At 65.9% G+C, this 20263-nt stretch carries 15 protein-coding genes and 1 rRNA gene; 1 reads left to right on the top strand and 15 read right to left on the bottom strand.

What is annotated here, in order from left to right; all coding sequences use genetic code 11:
- Nucleotide 1: 1 nt before the first annotated feature.
- The 12 genes from murC to coq7 all read right to left on the bottom strand — a co-directional run bounded on the left by murC (nt 2) and on the right by coq7 (nt 14028).
- The gene (gene murC, locus WS89_RS16385) at nt 2-1399 is read right to left on the bottom strand and encodes a UDP-N-acetylmuramate--L-alanine ligase (RefSeq protein WP_059500902.1); all 1398 of its coding nucleotides are present in this window, start codon (nt 1397-1399) and stop codon (nt 2-4) included.
- Nucleotides 1396-2499, bottom strand: a complete 1104-nt coding sequence (murG, locus tag WS89_RS16390; RefSeq protein WP_059500901.1) for an undecaprenyldiphospho-muramoylpentapeptide beta-N-acetylglucosaminyltransferase — start codon at nt 2497-2499, stop codon at nt 1396-1398. The genes murC and murG overlap by 4 nt, the downstream gene beginning before the upstream one ends.
- The gene (gene ftsW, locus WS89_RS16395; protein WP_059500900.1) at nt 2496-3779 is read right to left on the bottom strand and encodes a putative lipid II flippase FtsW; all 1284 of its coding nucleotides are present in this window, start codon (nt 3777-3779) and stop codon (nt 2496-2498) included. The genes murG and ftsW overlap by 4 nt, the downstream gene beginning before the upstream one ends.
- Entirely contained in the window at nt 3776-5287 is a 1512-nt protein-coding gene (gene murD, locus WS89_RS16400) for a UDP-N-acetylmuramoyl-L-alanine--D-glutamate ligase (protein ID WP_059791924.1), read from the bottom strand. Before murD ends, ftsW begins: the two co-directional genes overlap by 4 nt.
- 28 nt (nt 5288-5315) lie before the next feature.
- Entirely contained in the window at nt 5316-6485 is a 1170-nt protein-coding gene (gene mraY, locus WS89_RS16405) for a phospho-N-acetylmuramoyl-pentapeptide-transferase (protein ID WP_006477019.1), read from the bottom strand.
- Nucleotides 6486-6501: 16 nt separating this feature from the next.
- Entirely contained in the window at nt 6502-7908 is a 1407-nt protein-coding gene (locus tag WS89_RS16410; RefSeq protein ID WP_059791926.1) for a UDP-N-acetylmuramoyl-tripeptide--D-alanyl-D-alanine ligase, read from the bottom strand.
- The gene (locus WS89_RS16415) at nt 7905-9443 is read right to left on the bottom strand and encodes a UDP-N-acetylmuramoyl-L-alanyl-D-glutamate--2,6-diaminopimelate ligase (protein WP_059791928.1); all 1539 of its coding nucleotides are present in this window, start codon (nt 9441-9443) and stop codon (nt 7905-7907) included. The genes WS89_RS16410 and WS89_RS16415 overlap by 4 nt, the downstream gene beginning before the upstream one ends.
- Nucleotides 9440-11287 carry a peptidoglycan D,D-transpeptidase FtsI family protein gene (locus WS89_RS16420; RefSeq protein WP_059500896.1) on the bottom strand — a complete coding sequence of 616 codons (1848 nt, stop codon included), beginning with the start codon at nt 11285-11287 and terminating at the stop codon, nt 9440-9442. Before WS89_RS16420 ends, WS89_RS16415 begins: the two co-directional genes overlap by 4 nt.
- Nucleotides 11284-11625, bottom strand: coding sequence for a cell division protein FtsL (gene ftsL / locus WS89_RS16425; protein WP_034206321.1), 342 nt, complete (start codon nt 11623-11625; stop codon nt 11284-11286). The genes WS89_RS16420 and ftsL overlap by 4 nt, the downstream gene beginning before the upstream one ends.
- The gene (gene rsmH / locus WS89_RS16430) at nt 11622-12563 is read right to left on the bottom strand and encodes a 16S rRNA (cytosine(1402)-N(4))-methyltransferase RsmH (RefSeq protein WP_034206320.1); all 942 of its coding nucleotides are present in this window, start codon (nt 12561-12563) and stop codon (nt 11622-11624) included. The genes ftsL and rsmH overlap by 4 nt, the downstream gene beginning before the upstream one ends.
- 23 nt (nt 12564-12586) lie before the next feature.
- Nucleotides 12587-13015, bottom strand: a complete 429-nt coding sequence (gene mraZ / locus WS89_RS16435; RefSeq protein ID WP_006487094.1) for a division/cell wall cluster transcriptional repressor MraZ — start codon at nt 13013-13015, stop codon at nt 12587-12589.
- Nucleotides 13016-13401: 386 nt separating this feature from the next.
- Nucleotides 13402-14028, bottom strand: coding sequence for a 2-polyprenyl-3-methyl-6-methoxy-1,4-benzoquinone monooxygenase (gene coq7, locus WS89_RS16440; protein ID WP_059791930.1), 627 nt, complete (start codon nt 14026-14028; stop codon nt 13402-13404).
- A 276-nt stretch (nt 14029-14304) separates the two neighbouring features.
- Between coq7 and WS89_RS16445 the strand changes: the two genes are divergently transcribed.
- Nucleotides 14305-15456 carry a porin gene (locus WS89_RS16445; RefSeq protein WP_059500894.1) on the top strand — a complete coding sequence of 384 codons (1152 nt, stop codon included), beginning with the start codon at nt 14305-14307 and terminating at the stop codon, nt 15454-15456.
- Nucleotides 15457-15764: 308 nt separating this feature from the next.
- Here the strand turns inward: WS89_RS16445 and WS89_RS16450 are convergent, their stop codons facing one another.
- The 3 genes from WS89_RS16450 to rrf form a co-directional block, all read right to left on the bottom strand.
- Nucleotides 15765-17438, bottom strand: coding sequence for a long-chain fatty acid--CoA ligase (locus WS89_RS16450; RefSeq protein WP_059500893.1), 1674 nt, complete (start codon nt 17436-17438; stop codon nt 15765-15767).
- A gap of 137 nt (nt 17439-17575) precedes the next feature.
- Complete coding sequence (locus WS89_RS16455) at nt 17576-19651, bottom strand: molybdopterin-containing oxidoreductase family protein (RefSeq protein WP_059791932.1); 2076 nt, start codon at nt 19649-19651, stop codon at nt 17576-17578.
- Nucleotides 19652-19975: 324 nt separating this feature from the next.
- Nucleotides 19976-20088, bottom strand: a 5S ribosomal RNA gene (gene rrf, locus WS89_RS16460).
- Between the last annotated feature and the right edge of the window lie 175 nt (nt 20089-20263).

Here is a 20263-nt window from a genome sequence, read left to right on the forward strand (position 1 = left end):
GTCATGCCTTCTGTTGAATGTGTTGCGCGAGCTTCGCCGGCACGCCGCCGATCGAACCCGCGCCCATCGTGATCACCACGTCGCCGTTCTGCGCGACCTTCGCCAAAGCCTCCGGCACGTCGTCGACCGTCGCGACGAACACCGGGTCGACCTTTCCCGCCGCGCGCAGTGCACGCGACAGCGCGTCGCCGCTGGCCGTCGGAATCGCGGCCTCGCCGGCCGCATAGACTTCCGTCAGCACCAGCGCATCGACCGTCGACAGCACGTTGACGAAATCGTCAAAACAGTCGCGCGTGCGCGTGTAGCGGTGCGGCTGGAACGCCAGCACGAGGCGGCGGCCCGGGAACGCGCCGCGCGCGGCCGCGATCGTCGCCGCCATCTCGACCGGGTGGTGACCGTAATCGTCGATCAGCGTGTACTGGCCGCCGTCCGCGCTCGGCACTTCGCCGTAACGCTGGAAGCGCCGGCCGACACCGTTGAATTCCGCCAGCGCCCGCTGGATCGCGTCGTCCGCCACACCGAGGTCGGTCGCGATCGCGATCGCCGCGAGCGCGTTCTGCACGTTGTGCAGGCCCGGCATGTTCAGCACGACCGCGAGCGGCGCGCGACCTTCGCGGATCACCGTGAAATGCATCCGGCCGTCGCGCGCGTCGATGTCTTCCGCGCGCACCTGCGCGTCCGGCGACAGGCCGTAGCGCACGACCGGCTTCGAGATGAACGGGATGATCTGCCGCACGTTCGGATCGTCGACGCACACGACCGCGCTGCCGTAGAACGGCAGGCGCTGCGTGAATTCGATGAACGCCTGCTTGAGCCGCGCGAAATCGTGGCCGTAGGTGTCCATGTGGTCGGCGTCGATGTTCGTGATGACTTCGATCACCGGATAGAGGTTCAGGAACGACGCATCCGACTCGTCGGCCTCGGCGACGATGAAATCGCCCGTGCCGAGCCGCGCGTTCGCGCCGGCGCTGATCAGCCGGCCGCCGATCACGAAGGTCGGGTCCAGCCCGCCCGCCGCGAGCACGCTCGCGACGAGGCTCGTCGTCGTGGTCTTGCCGTGCGTGCCGGCGATCGCGATCCCCTGCTTCAGGCGCATCAGCTCCGCGAGCATCACCGCGCGTTGCACGATCGGCACGCGCTTCGCGCGCGCGGCCAGCACTTCGGGGTTGTCCGAGCGCACGGCCGTCGACACGACGACCGCGTTCGCGCCCTCGATGTTCGCCGCATCGTGGCCGATCGCGATCCGCGCGCCCAGCGCCTCGAGACGATCGGTCACCGCATTGCGCGACAGGTCCGAGCCGCTGACCGCGTAGCCGAGGTTGACGAGCACTTCGGCGATGCCGCTCATGCCCGCGCCGCCGATCCCGACGAAATGAATGTGTTTGACGATGTGTTTCATTGCAGTTGTTCCAGGTTCGCGCCGGCCGCCTTCGCGCAGACGCGCGCGACTTCGTCGGTGGCCTCGGGCTTCGCGAGCGCGCGCGAACGTTCCGCCATGGCCGCGAGTGATGCCCGCGACTGGCCGCGCAGCCAGTCGGCGAGCAGTTCCGCCGACAGGTCGCGTTGTTGCACCAGCACGGCCGCGCCCGCATCGGCGAGGAACGCGGCGTTGGTCGTCTGATGATCGTCGACCGCGTACGGGAACGGCACGAACAGCGCCGCCACGCCCACCGCCGCGATCTCCGACACCGTCATCGCGCCCGACCGGCAGATCACCAGATCCGCTGCCGCATACGCGGCCGCCATGTCGTCGATGAACGGCACGAGCCGCACGTCTTCGCCGGCCGCGAAACCGGCCGCTTCGTAATTCGCCTTCAATGCGTCGATGTGCTTCACGCCGGCCTGGTGCACGACGCGCGGCCGCTCGCCCGGCGTCAGCCGCGCCAGCGCGCGCGGCACGACTTCGTTCAGCGCGGCCGCCCCGAGGCTGCCGCCGACCACCAGCACGTTGAGCGGGCCGCTGCGCGACGCATAGCGTGCCTGGGGCGATTCGATGTGCGCAAGTTCCGCGCGAATCGGGTTACCCGTCCATTCCGCGTGCGGCAGCGCGCCGGGGAACGCAACGAGCACGCGCTTCGCGAGTTTCGCGAGCACCTTGTTGGTCAGGCCCGCGATCGAATTCTGCTCATGCAGCACGAGCGGGCGCCCCGACAACGCGGTCATCACGCCCGCCGGGAACGTGATGTAGCCACCCATCCCGAGCACGACGTCCGGTCGCACGCGGCGCAGCGCGCCGAGGCTCTGCCAGCATGCACGCAGCAGGTTGACCGGCAGCGTCAGCTTGGTCTTCAGGCCCTTGCCGCGCAGCCCGCCGAACCGCACGTACTCCATCGGAATACCGTGCTTCGGCACGAGCGTCGCTTCCATCCCGGCCGGGTTGCCGAGCCATACGACGCGCCAGCCCGCCGCCTCCATCCGGTGCGCGACCGCGAGCCCGGGGAACACGTGGCCCCCGGTGCCGCCTGCCATCACCATCAGCGTGCGTTGCGACGCGGTCATACCTTCCCTCCCCGCATCAGTACGCGATTTTCGTAATCGACCCGCAGCAGCACCGCGAGCGCGACGCAGTTCAGCAGGATGCCCGAACCGCCGTAGCTCACGAGCGGCAGCGTCAAGCCCTTCGTCGGCAGCAGCCCGAGGTTCACGCCCATGTTGATGAACGTCTGCGCGCCGAACCAGATGCCGATGCCCTTCGCCATCAGGCCCGCGAACGTGCGATCGAGCGCGAGCGCCTGACGGCCGATCTCGAACGCGCGACGCACGATCCAGTAGAACAGCAGGATCACGACCAGCACGCCGACGAAGCCGAGCTCCTCGCCGATCACCGCGAGGATGAAGTCGGTATGCGCTTCCGGCAGGTAATTCAGCTTCTCGACGCTGCCGCCGAGGCCGACGCCGAACCATTCGCCGCGCCCGAACGCGATCAGCGAGTGCGTGAGCTGGTAGGCCTTGCCCTGCGCGTAGCGCTCGTCCCACGGATCGAGGTACGCGAAGATCCGCTCGCGACGCCACGGCGACAGCCACACGAGCATCGTGAACGTGCCGACCGCCGTCGCGACGAGGCCGCCGAACAGTTTGCCGTTCACGCCGCCGAGGAACAGCACGCCCATCGCGATCGCGGCGACCACCATGAACGCGCCCATGTCGGGCTCGAGCAGCAGCAGCGCGCCGACCAGGCCGACCGCGAACGCCATCGGCAGGAAGCCCTTCGCGAAGCTCTGCATGTATTCCTGCTTGCGCACCGTGTAGTTCGCCGCGTAGATCGTCACCGCGAGCTTCATGATTTCCGACGGCTGCATGTTGGTGATGCCGAGCGGAATCCAGCGGCGCGCACCGTTCACACCCTTGCCGACGTGCGGGATCAGCACGATCACGAGGCCGACGAGCGCGATCAGGAAAAGATGCGGCGCGTACTTGTCCCAGGTCGACACCGGCACGCGGAACGCGATCACCGCCGCGACGAACGCGACGGCGAGCGACACGCAGTGACGCATCAGGAACGCGTAATCGTGATACGACGCGTATTTCGGCGAATCGGGCATCGCGATCGACGCCGAATACACCATCACGACGCCGAGCCCGAGCAGCGCGATCGCGACCCACAGCAGCGAATAGTCGAAATCGAGCATCCGCGAACGGCTCGGGCGCACGCCGTTGACGACGCTCGCGAGGCCGCCCGTCGCGGCGCGCGTGGCCGATGCGACGCGGCCGCCCGCGGCATTGCCGCCGGTGTCGCGCCGGTCGTTGAAACGGGAGACGAGGCGATCGGACCAGCTCATGGCGTCGCTCCTTTGTCGATGGCGATTTCGTCGACCGCCGCGCGGAACACTTCCGCGCGATGGGCGTAGTTCCGGAACATGTCGAGGCTCGCGCACGCGGGCGACAGCAGCACCGCGTCGCCCGGCTCGGCCAGATCGGCCGCCGCGCGCACCGCGCCTTCGAGCGTCGCGTGGTCGGCGAGCGGCACACCCGTTTCGGCGAGCGTGTCGCGGATCGCCGGCGCGTCGCGGCCGATCAGCATTACCGCGCGGCACCAGCGCGCGACCGGCGCGACCAGCGGCGCGAAATCCTGCCCCTTGCCGTCGCCGCCCGCGATCAGCACGATCTTCTGTGCGAGCCCGTCGAGCGCGGCCACCGTCGCGCCGACGTTCGTGCCCTTGCTGTCGTCGACGTAATCCACGTCGTCGATCGTCGCGATCACTTCGACGCGATGCGCTTCGCCGCGGTATTCGCGCAGCGCGTGCAGCAGCGGCGCGGCCGGCAGGTCGATCGCACGCGCGAGCGCGAACGCGGCCAGCGCGTTCGCCGCGTTGTGCAGCCCGCGGATGCGCAGCGCGTCGGCCGGCATCAGGCGCTTCTGCGCGATGTCAGGCGTATGCGCGGCGTCGCGCTTGCGCCGGCGCGTCGTCGCCGCTTCATCCGGCGCGTCGCGATCGACGGCTTCCACCAGCCATGCGATACCGTTGTCGCGCAACAGCCCGTAGTCGCCGTCCTGCGTCGGTTCGTTCAGGCCGAACGTAACCGTGCGCGGCGCGTCGGCCGCGCCGGCTGCCGGCGCGAACTTCATCACGGCCGCGTCGTCGCGGTTCAGCACGCGCGTCGTCGTCGCGCCGAAGATCCGGCCCTTTGCCTGCGCGTACGCGTCGAAGCTGCCGTGCCAGTCGAGGTGGTCCTGCGTGATGTTGAGGATCGCGGCGGCATCGGGCGCAAACGTGCGCGCGGTCTCGAGCTGGAAGCTCGACAGTTCGAGCACCCATACGTCGGGCAGCGCGGTGTCGTCGATCGCGCTCGCGAGCCGGTCGAGCATCGCCGGGCTGATGTTGCCCGCGACGGCGACCTTCTTGCCCGAGCGCTGGCACAGCAGGCCCGTGAGGCTCGTCGTCGTGGTCTTGCCATTGGTGCCGGTAATCGCGAGCACCTTCGGCTGGTAGCCGCTCGTGCCGAGCGCGCGCAGCGCCTGCGCGAAGAACTCCAGCTCGCCCCACACCGCGATACCGCGCTCGTTCGCGGCCGCGACCAGCGCCGCGAGTGCCGGCTCCAGCGGCGACAGCCCGGGGCTCAGCCCGACGAGCTCGATGCCGCCGTCGAGCAGCGCGGGCGTGAACGCGCCGCCGACGAATTCCGCATCGATGCCTTCGGCCTGCAGCGCGGCAAGGTTCGGCGGCGCCTCGCGGGTATCGGCAATGCGCAGCCGGCACCCGTGCCTCGCGCACCATCGCGCGATCGCGAGACCCGATTCCCCGAGCCCCAGTACGAGCACCATCGGCCGTTGCCGATCTCCAAACATCTCGCCAGACATCCTTGTTACCTTTCCTTTACCGCAGCTTGAGGGTGGTCAGACCGAACAGGCACAGCATCAGCGTGATGATCCAGAAACGCACGACCACCTGCGTTTCCTTCCAGCCGGACAATTCGAAGTGGTGATGCAGCGGCGCCATCTTGAGCAGCCGCCGCCCTTCGCCGTAACGCTTCTTCGTGTACTTGAACCACGACACCTGCAGCATCACCGACAGCGTTTCCGCGACGAAGATGCCGCCCATGATGAACAGCACGATTTCCTGGCGCACGATCACCGCGACCGTGCCGAGCGCGCCGCCCAGCGCCAGCGCGCCGACGTCGCCCATGAACACCTGCGCGGGGTGCGTGTTGTACCAGAGGAACGCGAGCCCGGCCCCGCCCATCGCGGAACAGAAGATCAGCAGCTCGCCCGCGCCCGGAATGTGCGGGAACAGCAGATATTTTGAATAGACCGCGCTGCCCATCACGTACGCGAACACACCGAGCGACGCGCCGACCAGCACGACCGGCATGATCACGAGGCCGTCGAGGCCGTCGGTCAGGTTCACCGCGTTGCTCGCGCCGACGATCACGAAGTAGGTCAGCACGATGAAGCCCCAGACGCCGAGCGGGTAGCTGATCGACTTCAGGAACGGCAGCATCAGGTCGGCGCGCGCCGGCAGCCCCATCGACAGGCCGCTCCTCACCCACGCCATGAACAGGTCGAACACGCGCACGTTGTTCGCCTCGGACACGCTGAACGCGAGGTAGACGGCCGCGAACAGCCCGATCACCGATTGCCAGAAATACTTCTCGCGCGACGACATCCCGCGCGGGTCCTTGTGGACGACCTTGCGGTAATCGTCGACCCAGCCGATCACGCCGAAACCGAACGTGACGAGCATCACGATCCAGATGAAACGGTTCGTCAGGTCGCCCCACAGCAGCGTCGCGACCGCGATGCCGATCAGGATCAGCACGCCGCCCATCGTCGGCGTGCCGGACTTGACGAGGTGGGTCTGCGGGCCGTCCTTGCGCACGGCCTGCCCGACCTTCATTTGCGTCAGCTTGCGGATCACCCACGGTCCGCACACGAGCCCGATCCCGAGCGCGGTGATGGTGGCCATCACCGCACGGAACGTGAGGTACGTGAACAAGCGCAAAAAGCTTGCGTCTCCTTGCAGCCATTGCGCCAGCGCCAGCAGCATGCTTCCTTCCTTCTACTCAGTGTGCGGCGGGCACGGTGCCCGCCGCGGGTTGGTTCGTCAGCGCGTCGACCACGCGCTCCATCTTCATGTACCGCGAGCCCTTCACGAGCACCGTCGCCTGGGCGCCGTAACCGGCTGCGAGCAGCGCCGCCACGAGCGCGTCGACGTCGCCGAAATGGCGCGCCGTGGCGCCGTATGCGGTGCACGCGTCGCGCGATGCGTCGCCGAGCGCGAACAGCGCATCGATTCCGCGTTCGCGCGCGTACGCACCGATTTCGCGGTGGAATGCCGGCCCTTCGTCGCCGACTTCGCCCATGTCGCCGATCACCAGCACGCGCGGCGCCGGATGCGCGGCGAGCATATCGATCGCGGCACGCATCGAATCGGGGTTCGCGTTGTACGTATCGTCGACGACGGTTGCGCCCGCAAGGCTGCCGACGCTCGCCTGCCTCACCTGCAGCCGGCCCTTGACCGGTTCGAACGATTCGAGGCCCTGCCGGATCGCCGACAGCTCGACGCCGGCGCCGAGCGCCGCGGCCGTCGCGGCCAGCGCGTTACGCGCGTTGTGCTCGCCGAGCGCACGCAGCCGCACCGTGACCGCGCCGACCGGCGTGTCGATCGCGAGTTCGCCGCTGTGCACGCGCCCGACGACCTGCGCGTCGCTCTGGCGTTCGGCGTCGTGCAACGCGAAATCGAGGATCCGGTTGCCGGTCGCCGCGACGCGCCAGATGCCCGCGTACGCATCGTCGGCCGGGAACACCGCGACGCCGTCCGGCGGCAGCGCGTGGATCACGGCCGCGTGTTCGAGCGCGACGGCCTCGACCGTCGCCATGAATTCCTGATGCTCGCGCTGCGCGTTGTTGACGAGCGCGACCGTCGGCGCGGTAAGGCGCGCGAGAACTTCGGTTTCGCCCGGATGGTTCATCCCGATCTCGATCACCGCGAGACGATGCGCGGCCGACAGGCGCAGCAGCGTCAGCGGCAGGCCGACGTCGTTGTTCAGGTTGCCGGCCGTCGCGAGCCGCGCGTCGGCGCCGACCGCCGCCGCGAAGATCGACGCGATCATTTCCTTGACGGTCGTCTTGCCGTTGCTGCCCGTCACCGCGACGAGCGGCAGCGGGAATCGCATCCGCCAGCCGTGCGCGAGCGCGCCGAGCGCGGCGCGCGTTTCGCCGCCTTCGATCAGCGGCATCGCGATGCCCGCCGGCGCATGCGCGACGAGCGCCGCGGCGGCCCCGCGCGCGGCGACGTCGCCGAGGAAGTCGTGTGCGTCGAAACGCTCGCCCTTCAGCGCGACGAACAGGTCGCCCGGGCCGACCGTGCGGCTGTCGGTCGACACGCGGTCGAACGTGACGCCCGCGTCGCCGCGGACGGTGGCGCCGGGAATCAGGCGGGCGGCTTCGCCGAGACTGAGCATCGTCATTCGGCGCCTCCCTTGCCGTGCGTCGCGCGCGCTGCGAGCGCGAGCCGCGCGTGATCCTGATCGGAGAACGCGCGCTTCTTGCCCATGATTTCCTGCGTGGCCTCGTGGCCCTTGCCGGCCAGCACGACGACATCCTCGCGTGCGGCGCCGCGCACCGCCTGCAGGATCGCGCTCGCGCGATCCTCGATACGGCGTGCGCGATCGGGCACGGTCATGCCCGCGACGACCTGGTCGATGATGTGCTGCGGATCTTCGCTGCGCGGGTTGTCGCTCGTGACGACGACTTCGTCGGCGAGCCGCTCCGCGATCGCGCCCATCAGCGGACGCTTCGTCGCATCGCGATCGCCGCCGCAGCCGAACATGCAGACGAGCCGGCCGCCGCGCGCCGCGGCGATCGGGCGCAGCGCGTCGAGCGTCTTTTCGAGCGCGTCGGGCGTATGCGCATAGTCGATCACGACGAGCGGTTCGTCGTTCTGCAGCCGCCCGCCAAGCCGCTGCATCCGGCCGTTGACCGACTCGAGCCGCTCGATCTCGGCGAGGGCCGCCGCAAACGGCACGTCGGCCGCGAGCAGCGAGCCGAGCACGGCGAGCAGGTTGCTGACGTTGAACGTGCCGAGGGTGCCGACCTCGACGTCCGCTTCGCCCCACGACGAACGCAGGCGGAATGCGGTACCCGTCGCGGTCGCGCGCACGTCGAGCGCGACCAGTTCGCGATCGGCGTCGGGCGCCTGCACATCGCCGATCCCGTACGCGATCGTGCGCACGCGGCCGGCCAGCTTCTCGAGCAGGCGGCGGCCGGCTGCGTCGTCGCGATTGATCACCGCCGCGCGCAGGCCACGCCATGCGAACAGCTTCGCCTTCGCGGCCTCGTACGCGTCGAACGTGCCGTGATAGTCGAGGTGATCCTGCGTGAGGTTCGTAAACACCGCGATGTCGAACGCCGTTCCGTTCACGCGCCCCTGGTGCAGCGCGTGCGACGACACCTCCATCGCCACGGCCTGTGCGCCCGCGTCGCGCAATTGCGCGAGGCTGCGCTGAAGTTGCGGCGCGTCGGGCGTCGTGAAGCCGGTCGGCACGAGCTGGCCGGGCATCCCGCTGCCGAGCGTGCCGATTACCGCGCACGGCTGGTGCAGCGCCGTCAGCGCGGCGGCGATCCATTGCGTGCACGACGTCTTGCCGTTCGTGCCCGTGACACCGACCGCGAGCAGGCTGTCGCTCGGATCGCCGTACCAGCCGCTGGCGATCTCGCCGGCGAGCTGGTCGAGCGCCGGTACCGCGAGCGCGACGGGTACGGTCTGCGCGTCGGTCAGCCCTTCCGGCTGATACAGCACGGCGGCCGCACCGCGTGCGACGGCATCGGCGATGAAAGCGCGGTTGTCTGCCCCGTCGACCGCATACGCGACGAACACGTCGCCAGCGTTGAGGCTGCGCGTGTCGGCATGCAGTTGCGCCGCGGGGGCCACATGCTGACGCAGCCACGCGAGCGCGGCTGCGATCTGCTGATGCGCCGGATGGGAACTGCGGGCGGCGCTCATCGAACAACTCCTGGTGAATTACGCGTCGTGCTGGACACGATCATATGCTTTGCGCCACTCCCCGCGGCCAGCTTTTGCGGGCCCTTTGCGGGAGCGGATTCCGGCGAATCGTCGGACACGACGAGCTGCTTGATCGGCATGTTCGGCGGGACGTTCAGCGCACGCATCGTGTCGCCGGCGATCGCCGAGAATACGGGGCCGGACACCTGGCCGCCGAAGTGGCTGCCGGCGGTCGGCTCGTCGACCGACACCGCGATCACGACGCGCGGATTCGGCATCGGCGCCATCCCGACGAACGACGCACGGTACTTGCGCGTGTAGCCGTGACCTTCGTGCTTGTATGCGGTACCGCTCTTGCCGCCGACGCGGTAGCCCGGCACGGCCGCATCCGGCGACGTGCCGCCCGGCGCGACCACCGTCTCGAGCATCGCACGCACTTCGCGCGCGGTGGTCGGGTTGAACACCTGCGTGCCCGCGACCGGCTGATTGGGGTCGGTCTTGAAAATGGTCACGGGCATCAGCTCGCCGTCGTGTGCGATCGCCGTGTACGCCCGTGCGAGCTGGAACAGCGACACCGACAGGCCGTAGCCGTACGACATCGTCGCCTGCTCGATGCGGCGCCAGCTCTTCCACGGACGCAGACGGCCGGCCACCGCGCCCGGGAACCCGACCTTCGGCGCCTGGCCGAGGCCGATGCTCGTATACATATTCCACATTTCCTCGGGCCGCATCGTCATCGCGATCTTCGTCGCGCCGATGTTGCTCGACTTCTGGATCACGCCGCCGACCGTCAGCGTACCGAAACCCGCGTCGTCGGTGATCGGCGCGCCGTCGAGCACGAAATGCCCGTTGCCCGTCTCGACGAGCGTGTTCGGCGTCACGCGGTGCAGGTCGAGCGCGAGCGACACGGTGAACGGCTTCATGATCGAGCCCGGCTCGAACACGTCGGTCATGATCCGGTTGCGCAACTGCTCGCCCGTCATGCGCGAGCGGTCGTTCGGGTTGTACGTCGGGTAGTTGACGAGCGCGAGCACTTCGCCGGTACGCACGTCGACGACCATCGCCGCGCCGGCCTTCGCCTTGAACTTCTCGACGGCGGCCTTCAGGTTCGCGTACGCGATGTACTGGATCTTGCTATCGATCGACAGGTCGACGTCGGTGCCGTTGTGCGGCGGAATCTGCTCGGCGACGTCCTCGACGATGTGCCCCATCCGGTCCTTGATCACGCGACGCATGCCCGACGTGCCGGACAGCATCTTCTGGTCGCCCAGTTCGACGCCTTCCTGCCCTTCGTCCTCGACGTTCGTGAAGCCGATCAGGTGAGCGGTAATCTCGCCTTCCGGATAGAAGCGCTTGTATTCGTTGCGCTGATAGATACCGGGAATGTCGAGCGCGGCGACCTTGTCGGCGACGTCGATCGGCACCTGGCGCTTCACGTAGACGAAACCCTTGTCCTCCGACAGCTTCACGCGCAGCTCCTTCGACGTCATGCCGAGGAGCTTGCCGAGCTGGTTGATCTTGTCCGCGTCGAGATCGTCCGGCACCGCGTCCGGAATCGCCCAGATCGCGCGCACCGGCAAGCTCGTCGCGAGCACGAGCCCGTTACGGTCGAGAATCTTGCCGCGCGTCGCCGGCAGTTCGATCGTGCGCTGATAGCGGCTTTCGCCCTGCTTCTGATAGAACGCGTTGCCGGGCCCCTGGATCCAGAACGCGCGAGCGGCCAGCGCGACGAACGCCATGAACAGCAGGAACACGACGAGCTTCGAGCGCCACATCGGCAAATGGACGCCAAGCACTGGGCTCGACGAGAACTTCACGTTCTGGCGCTTCGGAGACGGCTTCATCGCGCGCCCCCCTTGCCCTTGCCGGTCGTGTCGGCCGATGCCGCGATCGGCGCGTCGATCGCCTTCGCGGCGCCGGGCGGCAGCGTCAGGTATTGCGTGCGGCCGGTCGAGATCGGCTGCATTTTCAGCGAATCGTTCGCGAGCTGCTCGATGCGCGACGTCTTCGAGAGCGCGCTCTGCTGATATTGAAGCTGCGCATAGTCCTGCTGGAGCTGACGCTCCTGCGACTGCGCGCGCTGCAGCTGGATGAAGATCTGGCGTTGCTGGTTCGTCGAGTTGACGACCGACAGCGCGCAACCCATCACGATGATCAGCAGGAAGATGTTGAGGCGGCTCATGGCGTGACGCGCTCCGCGATGCGCATCACGGCCGAGCGGGCGCGCGGATTCGCGGCGACTTCCGCTTCGCTCGGAAACTGGCGGCTGATGATCTTGAGCGGCGGGCTCGGGAGGTCGACGGCGCGAATCGGCAGACGACGATCGACCGCAGGCGCGCTCGCGTGCGCCTGCATGAATCGCTTGACGATCCGGTCCTCGAGTGAATGAAAGCTGATGACCACCAGCCGCCCCCCTTGCTCCAGCAACGACAATGCCGCGTCTAGTACGACTTGCAGGTCCGCAAGCTCTTGATTGACGTGAATCCGTATAGCCTGAAAGGTGCGGGTTGCCGGATCCTTGCCCTTCTCACGGGTTTTGACGACGTGACCCACGATTTGGGCAAGCTCGCCCGTGGTGTCGAGAGGCCCAAGACGGTCGGACTCTGCCCGGCGAGCAACAAGCGCCTTTGCAATCTGAAAAGCAAACCGTTCTTCCCCATAATCCCGTATCACCTCCGTCAATTCCTGCACCGAAGCCCGCGCGAGCCATTCGGCCGCCGACTCGCCACGCGTCGGATCCATTCGCATGTCCAGCGGACCATCGGCGCGGAAGCTGAAGCCGCGCGCCGGATCGTCCACCTGCGGCGAGGACACGCCCAGGTCCAGCAACACCCCTGACACCTTCTCGACGCCGCGCGCCGCAAGCGCGTCGCGCATCGATGCAAAGCTGTCGTGCACGATCGAGAAGCGCGCATCCTCGATGCCCTGCGCCGTCTCGATCGCCCTCGGATCCTTGTCGAACGCGATCAGCCGCCCGGCCGGCGCCAGCCGCGCGAGCACCGCGCGGCTATGGCCGCCGCGCCCGAACGTGCCGTCGACATACACGCCGTCCGGCCGCGTCACGAGCGACTCGACCGCTTCATCCAACAGCACCGTCCGATGCCGCAATTCATTTCCCATCGCGGGCGTCTCCGTCACCGCAATCAGAACGTGAAATTCTTCAGCGCGTCGGGCATGCCCTGCGCCATCGCTGCCTGCTCCTTCGCGTTGTAGGTCTGCGAATCCCACAGCTCGAAGTGACTACCCATTCCCAACAACATGACTTCCTTTTCCAGTCCGGCTGCCATGCGCAGCTCGGGCGATACAAGAATCCGGCCCGCGCTATCGAGATCGACGTCCATCGCATTGCCGAGAAAAATTCGCCGCCACCAGTGGGCGTCCATCGGCAGCGCAGCGATCTTGGCGCGGAACACTTCCCATTCGGGGCGCGGAAACAGCAACAGGCAGCCGTCCGGGTGCTTGGTCACAGTCACCCGTCCTTCTGCCTGTCCTTGCAGCGCTTCGCGATAGCGAGCCGGCACCGACATCCGCCCTTTCGCATCGAGCGTCAGCGCCGACGCCCCTTGGAACACTTTCCGCTCTCCCGTTCAGGGCACCGAAGCACCCGCTCAATGCTGAGAATTTAGCCGGAATAGCCTGCTAAATCACACAAAAATACACTTTCTCACACTGCCTCCCACTTTAGAGGAAGGGTGTGGCACGGTCAAGGGAGCGGCCCGCTTTTTTGACGAATTTTGTTAGTTAGAACAAGGACTTACGCGCGCATGCTCATGCGACCCCTCATTCCAAAAACCGTTATAAATGAATGAGCTAGTGCAACTTGTGAAGGTGATACGTGAGAAAGGCGGGCCAGACGGGCGTGCGGACGGGGCTTTCGGGGGCGGGAAAACGAGGAGTGAGCGGACGGTATCGAGGGCGGCGAACCGGGGCGGCGTCCCACGCCGCCCCGGCGCAAATCTCAGAGATAGTACGCAGTGCTCGTCATGACTTTCGACGCGGCGCGCATCAGCATCCGCGCAGGCAGCGGGAGCTCGATACCGCCTGCGTCGGTCGCTGCCTTGCCGTGCTTGACCTCGTCGATCCGCATCTGGTCGACGATCGCGCGCGACGCGGTGTCGGTCGCCGGCAGCTCGGACATATGGCCTTCGAGGTGGCTCTCGACCTGCCGCTCCGTCTCGGCCATGAAGCCGAGGCTGACCTTGTCACCGAGCGCGCCGGCCGCCACGCCGATCGCGAGCGCGCCGGCATACCAAAGCGGGTTCAGCAGGCTCGGGCGCGAATCGAGTTCCTTGAGGCGGTGCGCGGTCCACGCGAGGTGATCCTCCTCCTCGCGCGCGGCCTCCTCGAACATCGCCTTCGCCGATGCCGTGCGCGCGGTGAGCTTCTGCGCCTGGTAGAGCGCCTGCGCGCAGACCTCTCCGACGTGATTCACGCGCATCAGCCCGGCCGCGCGCGCGCGTTCGGCGGGCGTCAGTTCGACGTCGGGCGTATCGGCCGGCACAGGCACCGGCCGGCTCATCCGGCTAATGCCGGTCAGCGATCGCAGGCCGCGATCGAATTCGCTGATCAGTTCATCCAACACCATCCTGTTCTCCTGGCTGCAGGTGCCGCTGCGCGCGGCAAAGGCACGAGTCCGCCGCGTAACCGACTTGATTATTCAGCGGAAATTGCGGTTAACCCGTGATTTTAACCATTGTTGCATAAAGGAAACATAGCGGCGTTGAGCTGCAGCATTTCGCTTTGTGGCAAAAAACGGCTTTGCTACATTACGTGCGACTTCTTGCGAAGTTGATGGGGCCCGTCAACAGAACATAACTATCCGCCCCGCCAAAAAAATTCAGTGATTCTTGGAGATCCGTTAATGAAAAAGTCGCTTCTCGCGCTCGTCGCGCTGGGCGCGTTCGCTGGCGCTGCCCATGCGCAAAGCAGCGTGACGCTTTACGGCATCATCGATGAAGGCCTGCTCTTCAACAACAACGCAGGCGGCAAGCACCTGTACAGCATGGCCAGCGGCGTGATGCAAGGCAGCCGCTTCGGCCTGCGCGGCACCGAAGATCTCGGTGGCGGCCTGAAGGCGATCTTCACCCTCGAAAACGGTTTCGACGTGAACAGCGGCAAGCTCGGTCAGGGCGGCCTGATGTTCGGTCGTCAGGCTTACGTCGGCCTGTCGAGCCAGTACGGTACGGTCACGCTGGGTCGTCAGTACGACTCCGTCGTCGACTTCGTCGGCCCGCTCGAGGCAGGCGACCAGTGGGGCGGCTACATCGCCGCTCACCCGGGCGACCTCGACAACTTCAACAACGCGTATCGCGTGAACAACGCGGTCAAGTACACGAGCCAGAGCTACGGCGGCTTCACGTTCGGCGGCCTGTACAGCTTCGGCGGCCAGGCTGGCCAGTTCTCGAAGAACCAGGTCTGGTCGCTCGGCGCAGGCTACAACAACGGCCCGCTGGTCCTTGGCGTCGGTTACTTGAACGCGCGCACGCCGAACCAGTTCGGCGGCATGTTCAACAACGGGTCGACGTCGTCGTCGGTCTCGTCGCCGATCTACGGTGCGTACGCGAACAACGCGAACACGTACCAGGTCATCGGTGCAGGCGGCGCATACACGTTCGGCGCAGCGACGATCGGCGCGACGTACTCGAACACGAAGTTCAAGGGCTTCTCGGCAGGCCCGTTCGTGAACCAGACCGCGACGTTCAACAACGGCGAAATCAACTTCAAGTACCAGTTGACGCCGGCGTTGATCCTCGGCGCAGCGTACGACTACACGCAAGGCAGCAAGATCAACGGTAATTCGGCAGCCAAGTACCACCAGGGCTCGCTGGGCGTCGACTACTTCCTGTCGAAGCGCACCGACGTCTACGTGATCGGCGTGTACCAGCACGCATCGGGCAACGTGCTCGATTCCAACGGCAACGTCCTGAAGGCAACGGCAGCGATCAACGGTCTGGCCGGGTCGAGCACCAGCAACCAGGTTGCAGCACGCGTCGGTATCCGTCACAAGTTCTAATCAGCTTGTCTGACAAGCCGCAGCATATTGAAGGCGCCTTCGGGCGCCTTTTTCTTTTCTGACGGGGCGGGACGTTGGCGGGTTGGCGGGTTGGCGGGTTGGCGGGTTGGCGGGTTGGCGGGTTGGCGAGTTGGCGGGTTGGCGGGTTGGCGAGTTGGCGGTACGCGGGTCGCGTACGCCGCCCCGAGCCGTCAGCCCGAAAACAAGGCTTGCCGCCGCCTCCGCACGAAACGAGCGCTCCGCCGCAGCCGCAAACGAAAAACCCGGCAACAGGCCGGGCTTTTCGTTCAACCGTATCGTTGCGTGCGTTACGCGCGTCCGTCGCGCAATTCGCGTCGCAGGATCTTGCCGACGTTCGTCTTCGGCAGCTCCGTGCGGAACTCCACCAGCTTCGGTCGCTTGTACCCGGTGAGCCGCTCCTTGCAGTAAGCAAGGATGTCTTTGTCGGTCAGCGCCGGATCCTTTTTCACGACGAACAGCTTCACGGCTTCGCCGGAATGCTCGTCCGGCACGCCAACTGCCGCCACTTCGAACACACCCGGATGCGAGGCCACCACGTCCTCCACTTCGTTCGGATACACGTTGAAGCCCGACACGAGAATCATGTCCTTCTTGCGATCGACGATCTTCACGTAGCCACGCGCATCCATCACGCCGACGTCGCCCGTCTTGAAGAAGCCATCCGCGAACATGACCTTCGCGGTCTCGTCCGGCCGGTTCCAGTAGCCGGCCATCACCTGCGGCCCGCGGATGCAGATCTCGCCGGGCTCGCCGAGCGCGACGTCATTGCCGGCATCGTCGCGAATCGCAACTTCGGTCGACGGCAGCGGCAAGCCGATCGTCCCGCTGTATTCGGTGGCCGTCACGGGGTTGCAGGTCGCCACCGGCGACGTTTCGGACAGCCCGTATCCTTCGATGATCGCAGTGTGGGTCTTTTCATACCACCGCTTCGCGACACCTTCCTGGATCGCCATGCCGCCGCCGTTGGCGATCACGAGCTTCGACAGGTCGAGCTGATCGAATTCGGGATGGTTCAGCAGTGCGTTGTACAGCGTGTTGACGGCCGGAATCGTCGAGATCTGGTAACCCTTCAGTTCCTTGATCATGCCGGCGATGTCGCGCGGGTTCGGGATCAGGACGCCCATGCCGCCCGTGCGCATCGTCAGGAAACCGCAGACGGTCAGTGCGAACACGTGATACAGCGGCAGCGCGACAACCGTCACGAATTGTTTCACGTCGGGGTACTTGTCGTGGGCCGGCTGATGCCAGGCGCCGGCCTGCAGCACGTTCGACACGATGTTCCGGTGCAGCAGCGTCGCGCCCTTCGCAACGCCGGTCGTGCCGCCCGTGTACTGCAGGAACGCGATGTCGTCGGGGCCGATCTTCTGCGGCTTGAACGCCTGTCGTGCGCCCTCCGAGAGCGCGGCCTTGAAGCGCGTGAATGACGGCAACTGCCACGCAGGCACCATCTTCTTCACGTGACGCACGACGTAATTGACGATCCATCCCTTGATGCCCAGCAAGTCGCCCATCGATGCGACGACCACGTGCTTGACGGCCGTATTGGCGATGACGGCCTGCAACGTCGACGCGAAATTCTCCAGGATGACGATCGCCTCCGCACCGCTGTCCTTCAGCTGATGCTCGAGCTCGCGCGGCGTATAGAGCGGATTGACGTTGACCACGGTATAGCCGGCGCGCAGGACCGCAGCGATCGTCAGCGGGTACTGCAGCACGTTCGGCATCATGATCGCGACGCGCGCCCCGCGAGCCAGGCCGCGGGACTGCAGCCAAGCGCCGAACTGACGCGACAGCCTGTCGAGTTCGCCGTACGTGATGCGCTTGCCCATGCAAACGAACGCGGTACGGTCGCGATACTGCCGGAAGCTTTCGTCGAGCAGGTCCGGGACGGACGGATAAGGAGAGGGGTCGATTTCGGCTGGAACGCCGGGTGGGTACGATTTCAGCCAAATTTTGTCCATACCGCGCGTCTCCTCACAGATTTTCGAATGGTCGTGCTAAAACGCATCGTAACGGCTCCCCCGCCCCGAGACAACAGGGTTAGATGTCCACTTCGAACTTGCGTGTCAATTTCGTCTGATCATACGGCGATATTCGATCAAATTCGCTCAACTTCCACAAGACAATCGTAAAACGTCGCCGAATTGCCCAGATCGGTCAGCGCCTGGCTCGTCACCTCATTCGCGTTCTTGCCGTCCGGTGACAGTTTCTTCCACCAGATCGACAGCCCGACGACGAGCCCGGCACGCGCGCGATCGGTGATTCGCGCGCGCGCCTGCATCGAGCCGCGGTCGTTGAAGATGCGGACGACGTCGCCCTCTGCGATGCCGCGAGCGCTGGCGTCGGACGGATGCATGTCGAGGTGCGGCTCGCCTTCCGTCGAACGCAGGCTGTCGACGTTTACGAACGTGCTATTCAGGAAGTGGCGGGCCGGCGGCGAAATCATCGCCAATGGATAGCGTGCGGCGAGCTCGGGCGCGGCTTCGGTGGATTCGAACGGCGGCAGGTAGTCGGGAACGGGATCCGTGCCCATCTGCTCGAGCCGCGGGCTGTAGAACTCGCACTTGCCGGAGGGCGTGCGGAAACCGCCATTCGCGAACGGCGCCTCCGGCAGCTTGAGCTTCAGCCAGCCGGCCCGCTTCAGCGTGTCCCAGTCGCTGTCGAGCGCCGGATCGTCCCAGCGAAGCGCCGCGCGCGCGACCTCTTCGTCGCTGTGATAGAGCGCGGGCTCGTCAAGGCCCATGCTGCGCGCGATCCCGCGAAAGATCTCCGTGTTCGGCCGCGCGTCTCCCACCGGCGGAATCGCCGGCAGGTTCGCCATCACATAGGTATGGCCATACGATTTATGGACATCCAGATGTTCGAGCTGTGTGGTTGCCGGCAATACAATGTCGGCGAAATCGGCCGTATCTGTCTTGAAGTGCTCGAGAACGACCGTGAACAAATCGTCGCGCGCGAAGCCCGCGGCGACTTTCGACGAGTCCGGCGCAACCGCCACCGGATTCGAGTTGTACACGATCACTGCTTCGACTTTCGGCCCGAACGTCGCGTCTCCCGGATGCAGCAGCGCGTCGCCGATCGCGTTCATGTTGATGATACGAGGCAGCTTGTGCGGCCAACCCGGCATCAGGTCCGGACGCAGCAGCGCCGCCTGATTGACGGGCGCCGATTCCGACGACGACAGCAGCAGGCCGCCTGCCCGATCGCGCCACGCCCCCGTCAGCGCCGGCAGGCTGGCAATCGCGCGCACGGCATTGCCGCCGCCGCGAACACGCTGCATGCCGTAGTTGAGGCGGATCGCTGCCTTCCGGGTAGCGCCGTAGCGACGCGCAAGATCGATCAGCACCGACGCATCTATGCCGCAGATCTCCGCCACGCGTGCCGGCGGATAGGACATCGCGCGCGCCTTGAGCGCGTCGAAGCCGAGCGTGTGGTCGGCGATGTAATCGTGATCGAGCAGGTTTTCGGTAATCAGCACATGCATCATGCCGAGCGCAAACGCACCATCGGTACCGGGTTTCAGTGCGATGTGCTGATGGCATTTCTCTGCGGTCAGCGAACGATATGGGTCGATCGCGACAAGACGCGCGCCACGGCGCTTCGCTTCCTGCGCGCGGGTCCAGAAATGCAGGCTCGATGCAATCGGATTCGCGCCCCATATCAGAATCAGCTCGCTTTCCTCGAAGTATTCAAGGTGCATGCCGACACTGCCGCCGTATGTGTATCGCAGCCCCGCTGCGCCGGCTGCCGCGCAGATCGTCCGCTCCAGCCGCGAGGCGCCGAGCGTGTGGAAGAAGCGCTGGGCGATGCCTTCGCCTTGCACGAGCCCCATCGTTCCCGCATAGCTGTACGGCACGATCGCTTCCGGCGCGCGTGCGGCGATTTCACCGAGGCGGCGTCCGATCTCGTCGAACGCCTCACTCCAGCTGATCGGCATGAAGCGCCCTTCTCCCTTCGGGCCGACCCGCTTGAGCGGGACAGTGAGGCGATCGGGGTGATGAACGCGATCCGCGTATCGGCTGACCTTCGTACACAACACACCCTGCGTCGGCGGATGGTCGGGATCGCCCGTGACCTTGATTGCCTTGCCGTTCTCGACGGTCACTCGCATGGCGCACGTGTCCGGACAATCATGCGGGCAAACAGCCCGGGCTACCTGGGTGGCGGCGTTCATCGTTTTGAATGCAGAGATGGGGATTCGCAAATTTTACGTGGCCCCGCCGAATAAAGCGCCCATTTCGCACCGATTTTGGATTACCTGACCGAAGACGGGGCGAGGTGCCCGGCTCCAGGAAGTGGAGCTGGTCGCACAATCGCGCTTGACGATACGTTGCGGAGGGCAAGTTGCGATCTTGATCGAAGATGCGATCAATAATCGATTGAATCGCTGGAGATAGGGGCGATTGAGGGGATTTGATGTTGCGATTGATGCGGTAGTGATTTCCGCCGCACAAATGCAAAAACCCCCGCCTGGTCGGGCGGGGGTTCGGCTTAGGGAGCCTGACGATTACCTACTTTCACACGGGAATCCGCACTATCATCGGCGTGGAGTCGTTTCACGGTCCTGTTCGGGATGGGAAGGGGTGGGACCGACTCGCTATGGTCATCAGGCAAAGAGGGTTGTTGCGTTGCTTCGCAGCGCAACCAATCTTGGAAGAAGCAGTAATCAGGTTGTGTGTATCGCACACGAGAATCAACAAGTTCTGCTAAGACAGACTTGTTATAGGATCAAGCCTTACGGGCAATTAGTATCGGTTAGCTGAACGCATTACTGCGCTTACACACC

The sequence above is a fragment of the Burkholderia sp. MSMB1072 genome, assembly GCF_001524725.1.
Lineage (GTDB): Bacteria > Pseudomonadota > Gammaproteobacteria > Burkholderiales > Burkholderiaceae > Burkholderia.

Excerpts from the sequence above, each read along its gene's own strand:
- WS89_RS16420 (WP_059500896.1), bottom strand. The coding sequence starts at position 11,287 with ATGAAGCCGTCTCCGAAGCGCCAGAACGTGAAGTTCTCGTCGAGCCCA.
- murD (WP_059791924.1), bottom strand. The coding sequence starts at position 5,287 with ATGTTTGGAGATCGGCAACGGCCGATGGTGCTCGTACTGGGGCTCGGG.
- murC (WP_059500902.1), bottom strand. The coding sequence starts at position 1,399 with ATGAAACACATCGTCAAACACATTCATTTCGTCGGGATCGGCGGCGCG.
- WS89_RS16415 (WP_059791928.1), bottom strand. The coding sequence starts at position 9,443 with ATGAGCGCCGCCCGCAGTTCCCATCCGGCGCATCAGCAGATCGCAGCC.
- ftsW (WP_059500900.1), bottom strand. The coding sequence starts at position 3,779 with ATGAGCTGGTCCGATCGCCTCGTCTCCCGTTTCAACGACCGGCGCGAC.
- WS89_RS16445 (WP_059500894.1), top strand. The coding sequence starts at position 14,305 with ATGAAAAAGTCGCTTCTCGCGCTCGTCGCGCTGGGCGCGTTCGCTGGC.
- ftsL (WP_034206321.1), bottom strand. The coding sequence starts at position 11,625 with ATGAGCCGCCTCAACATCTTCCTGCTGATCATCGTGATGGGTTGCGCG.
- murG (WP_059500901.1), bottom strand. The coding sequence starts at position 2,499 with ATGACCGCGTCGCAACGCACGCTGATGGTGATGGCAGGCGGCACCGGG.
- WS89_RS16450 (WP_059500893.1), bottom strand. The coding sequence starts at position 17,438 with ATGGACAAAATTTGGCTGAAATCGTACCCACCCGGCGTTCCAGCCGAA.
- mraY (WP_006477019.1), bottom strand. The coding sequence starts at position 6,485 with ATGCTGCTGGCGCTGGCGCAATGGCTGCAAGGAGACGCAAGCTTTTTG.
- coq7 (WP_059791930.1), bottom strand. The coding sequence starts at position 14,028 with ATGGTGTTGGATGAACTGATCAGCGAATTCGATCGCGGCCTGCGATCG.
- WS89_RS16455 (WP_059791932.1), bottom strand. The coding sequence starts at position 19,651 with ATGAACGCCGCCACCCAGGTAGCCCGGGCTGTTTGCCCGCATGATTGT.
- rsmH (WP_034206320.1), bottom strand. The coding sequence starts at position 12,563 with ATGGGAAATGAATTGCGGCATCGGACGGTGCTGTTGGATGAAGCGGTC.
- WS89_RS16410 (WP_059791926.1), bottom strand. The coding sequence starts at position 7,908 with ATGACGATGCTCAGTCTCGGCGAAGCCGCCCGCCTGATTCCCGGCGCC.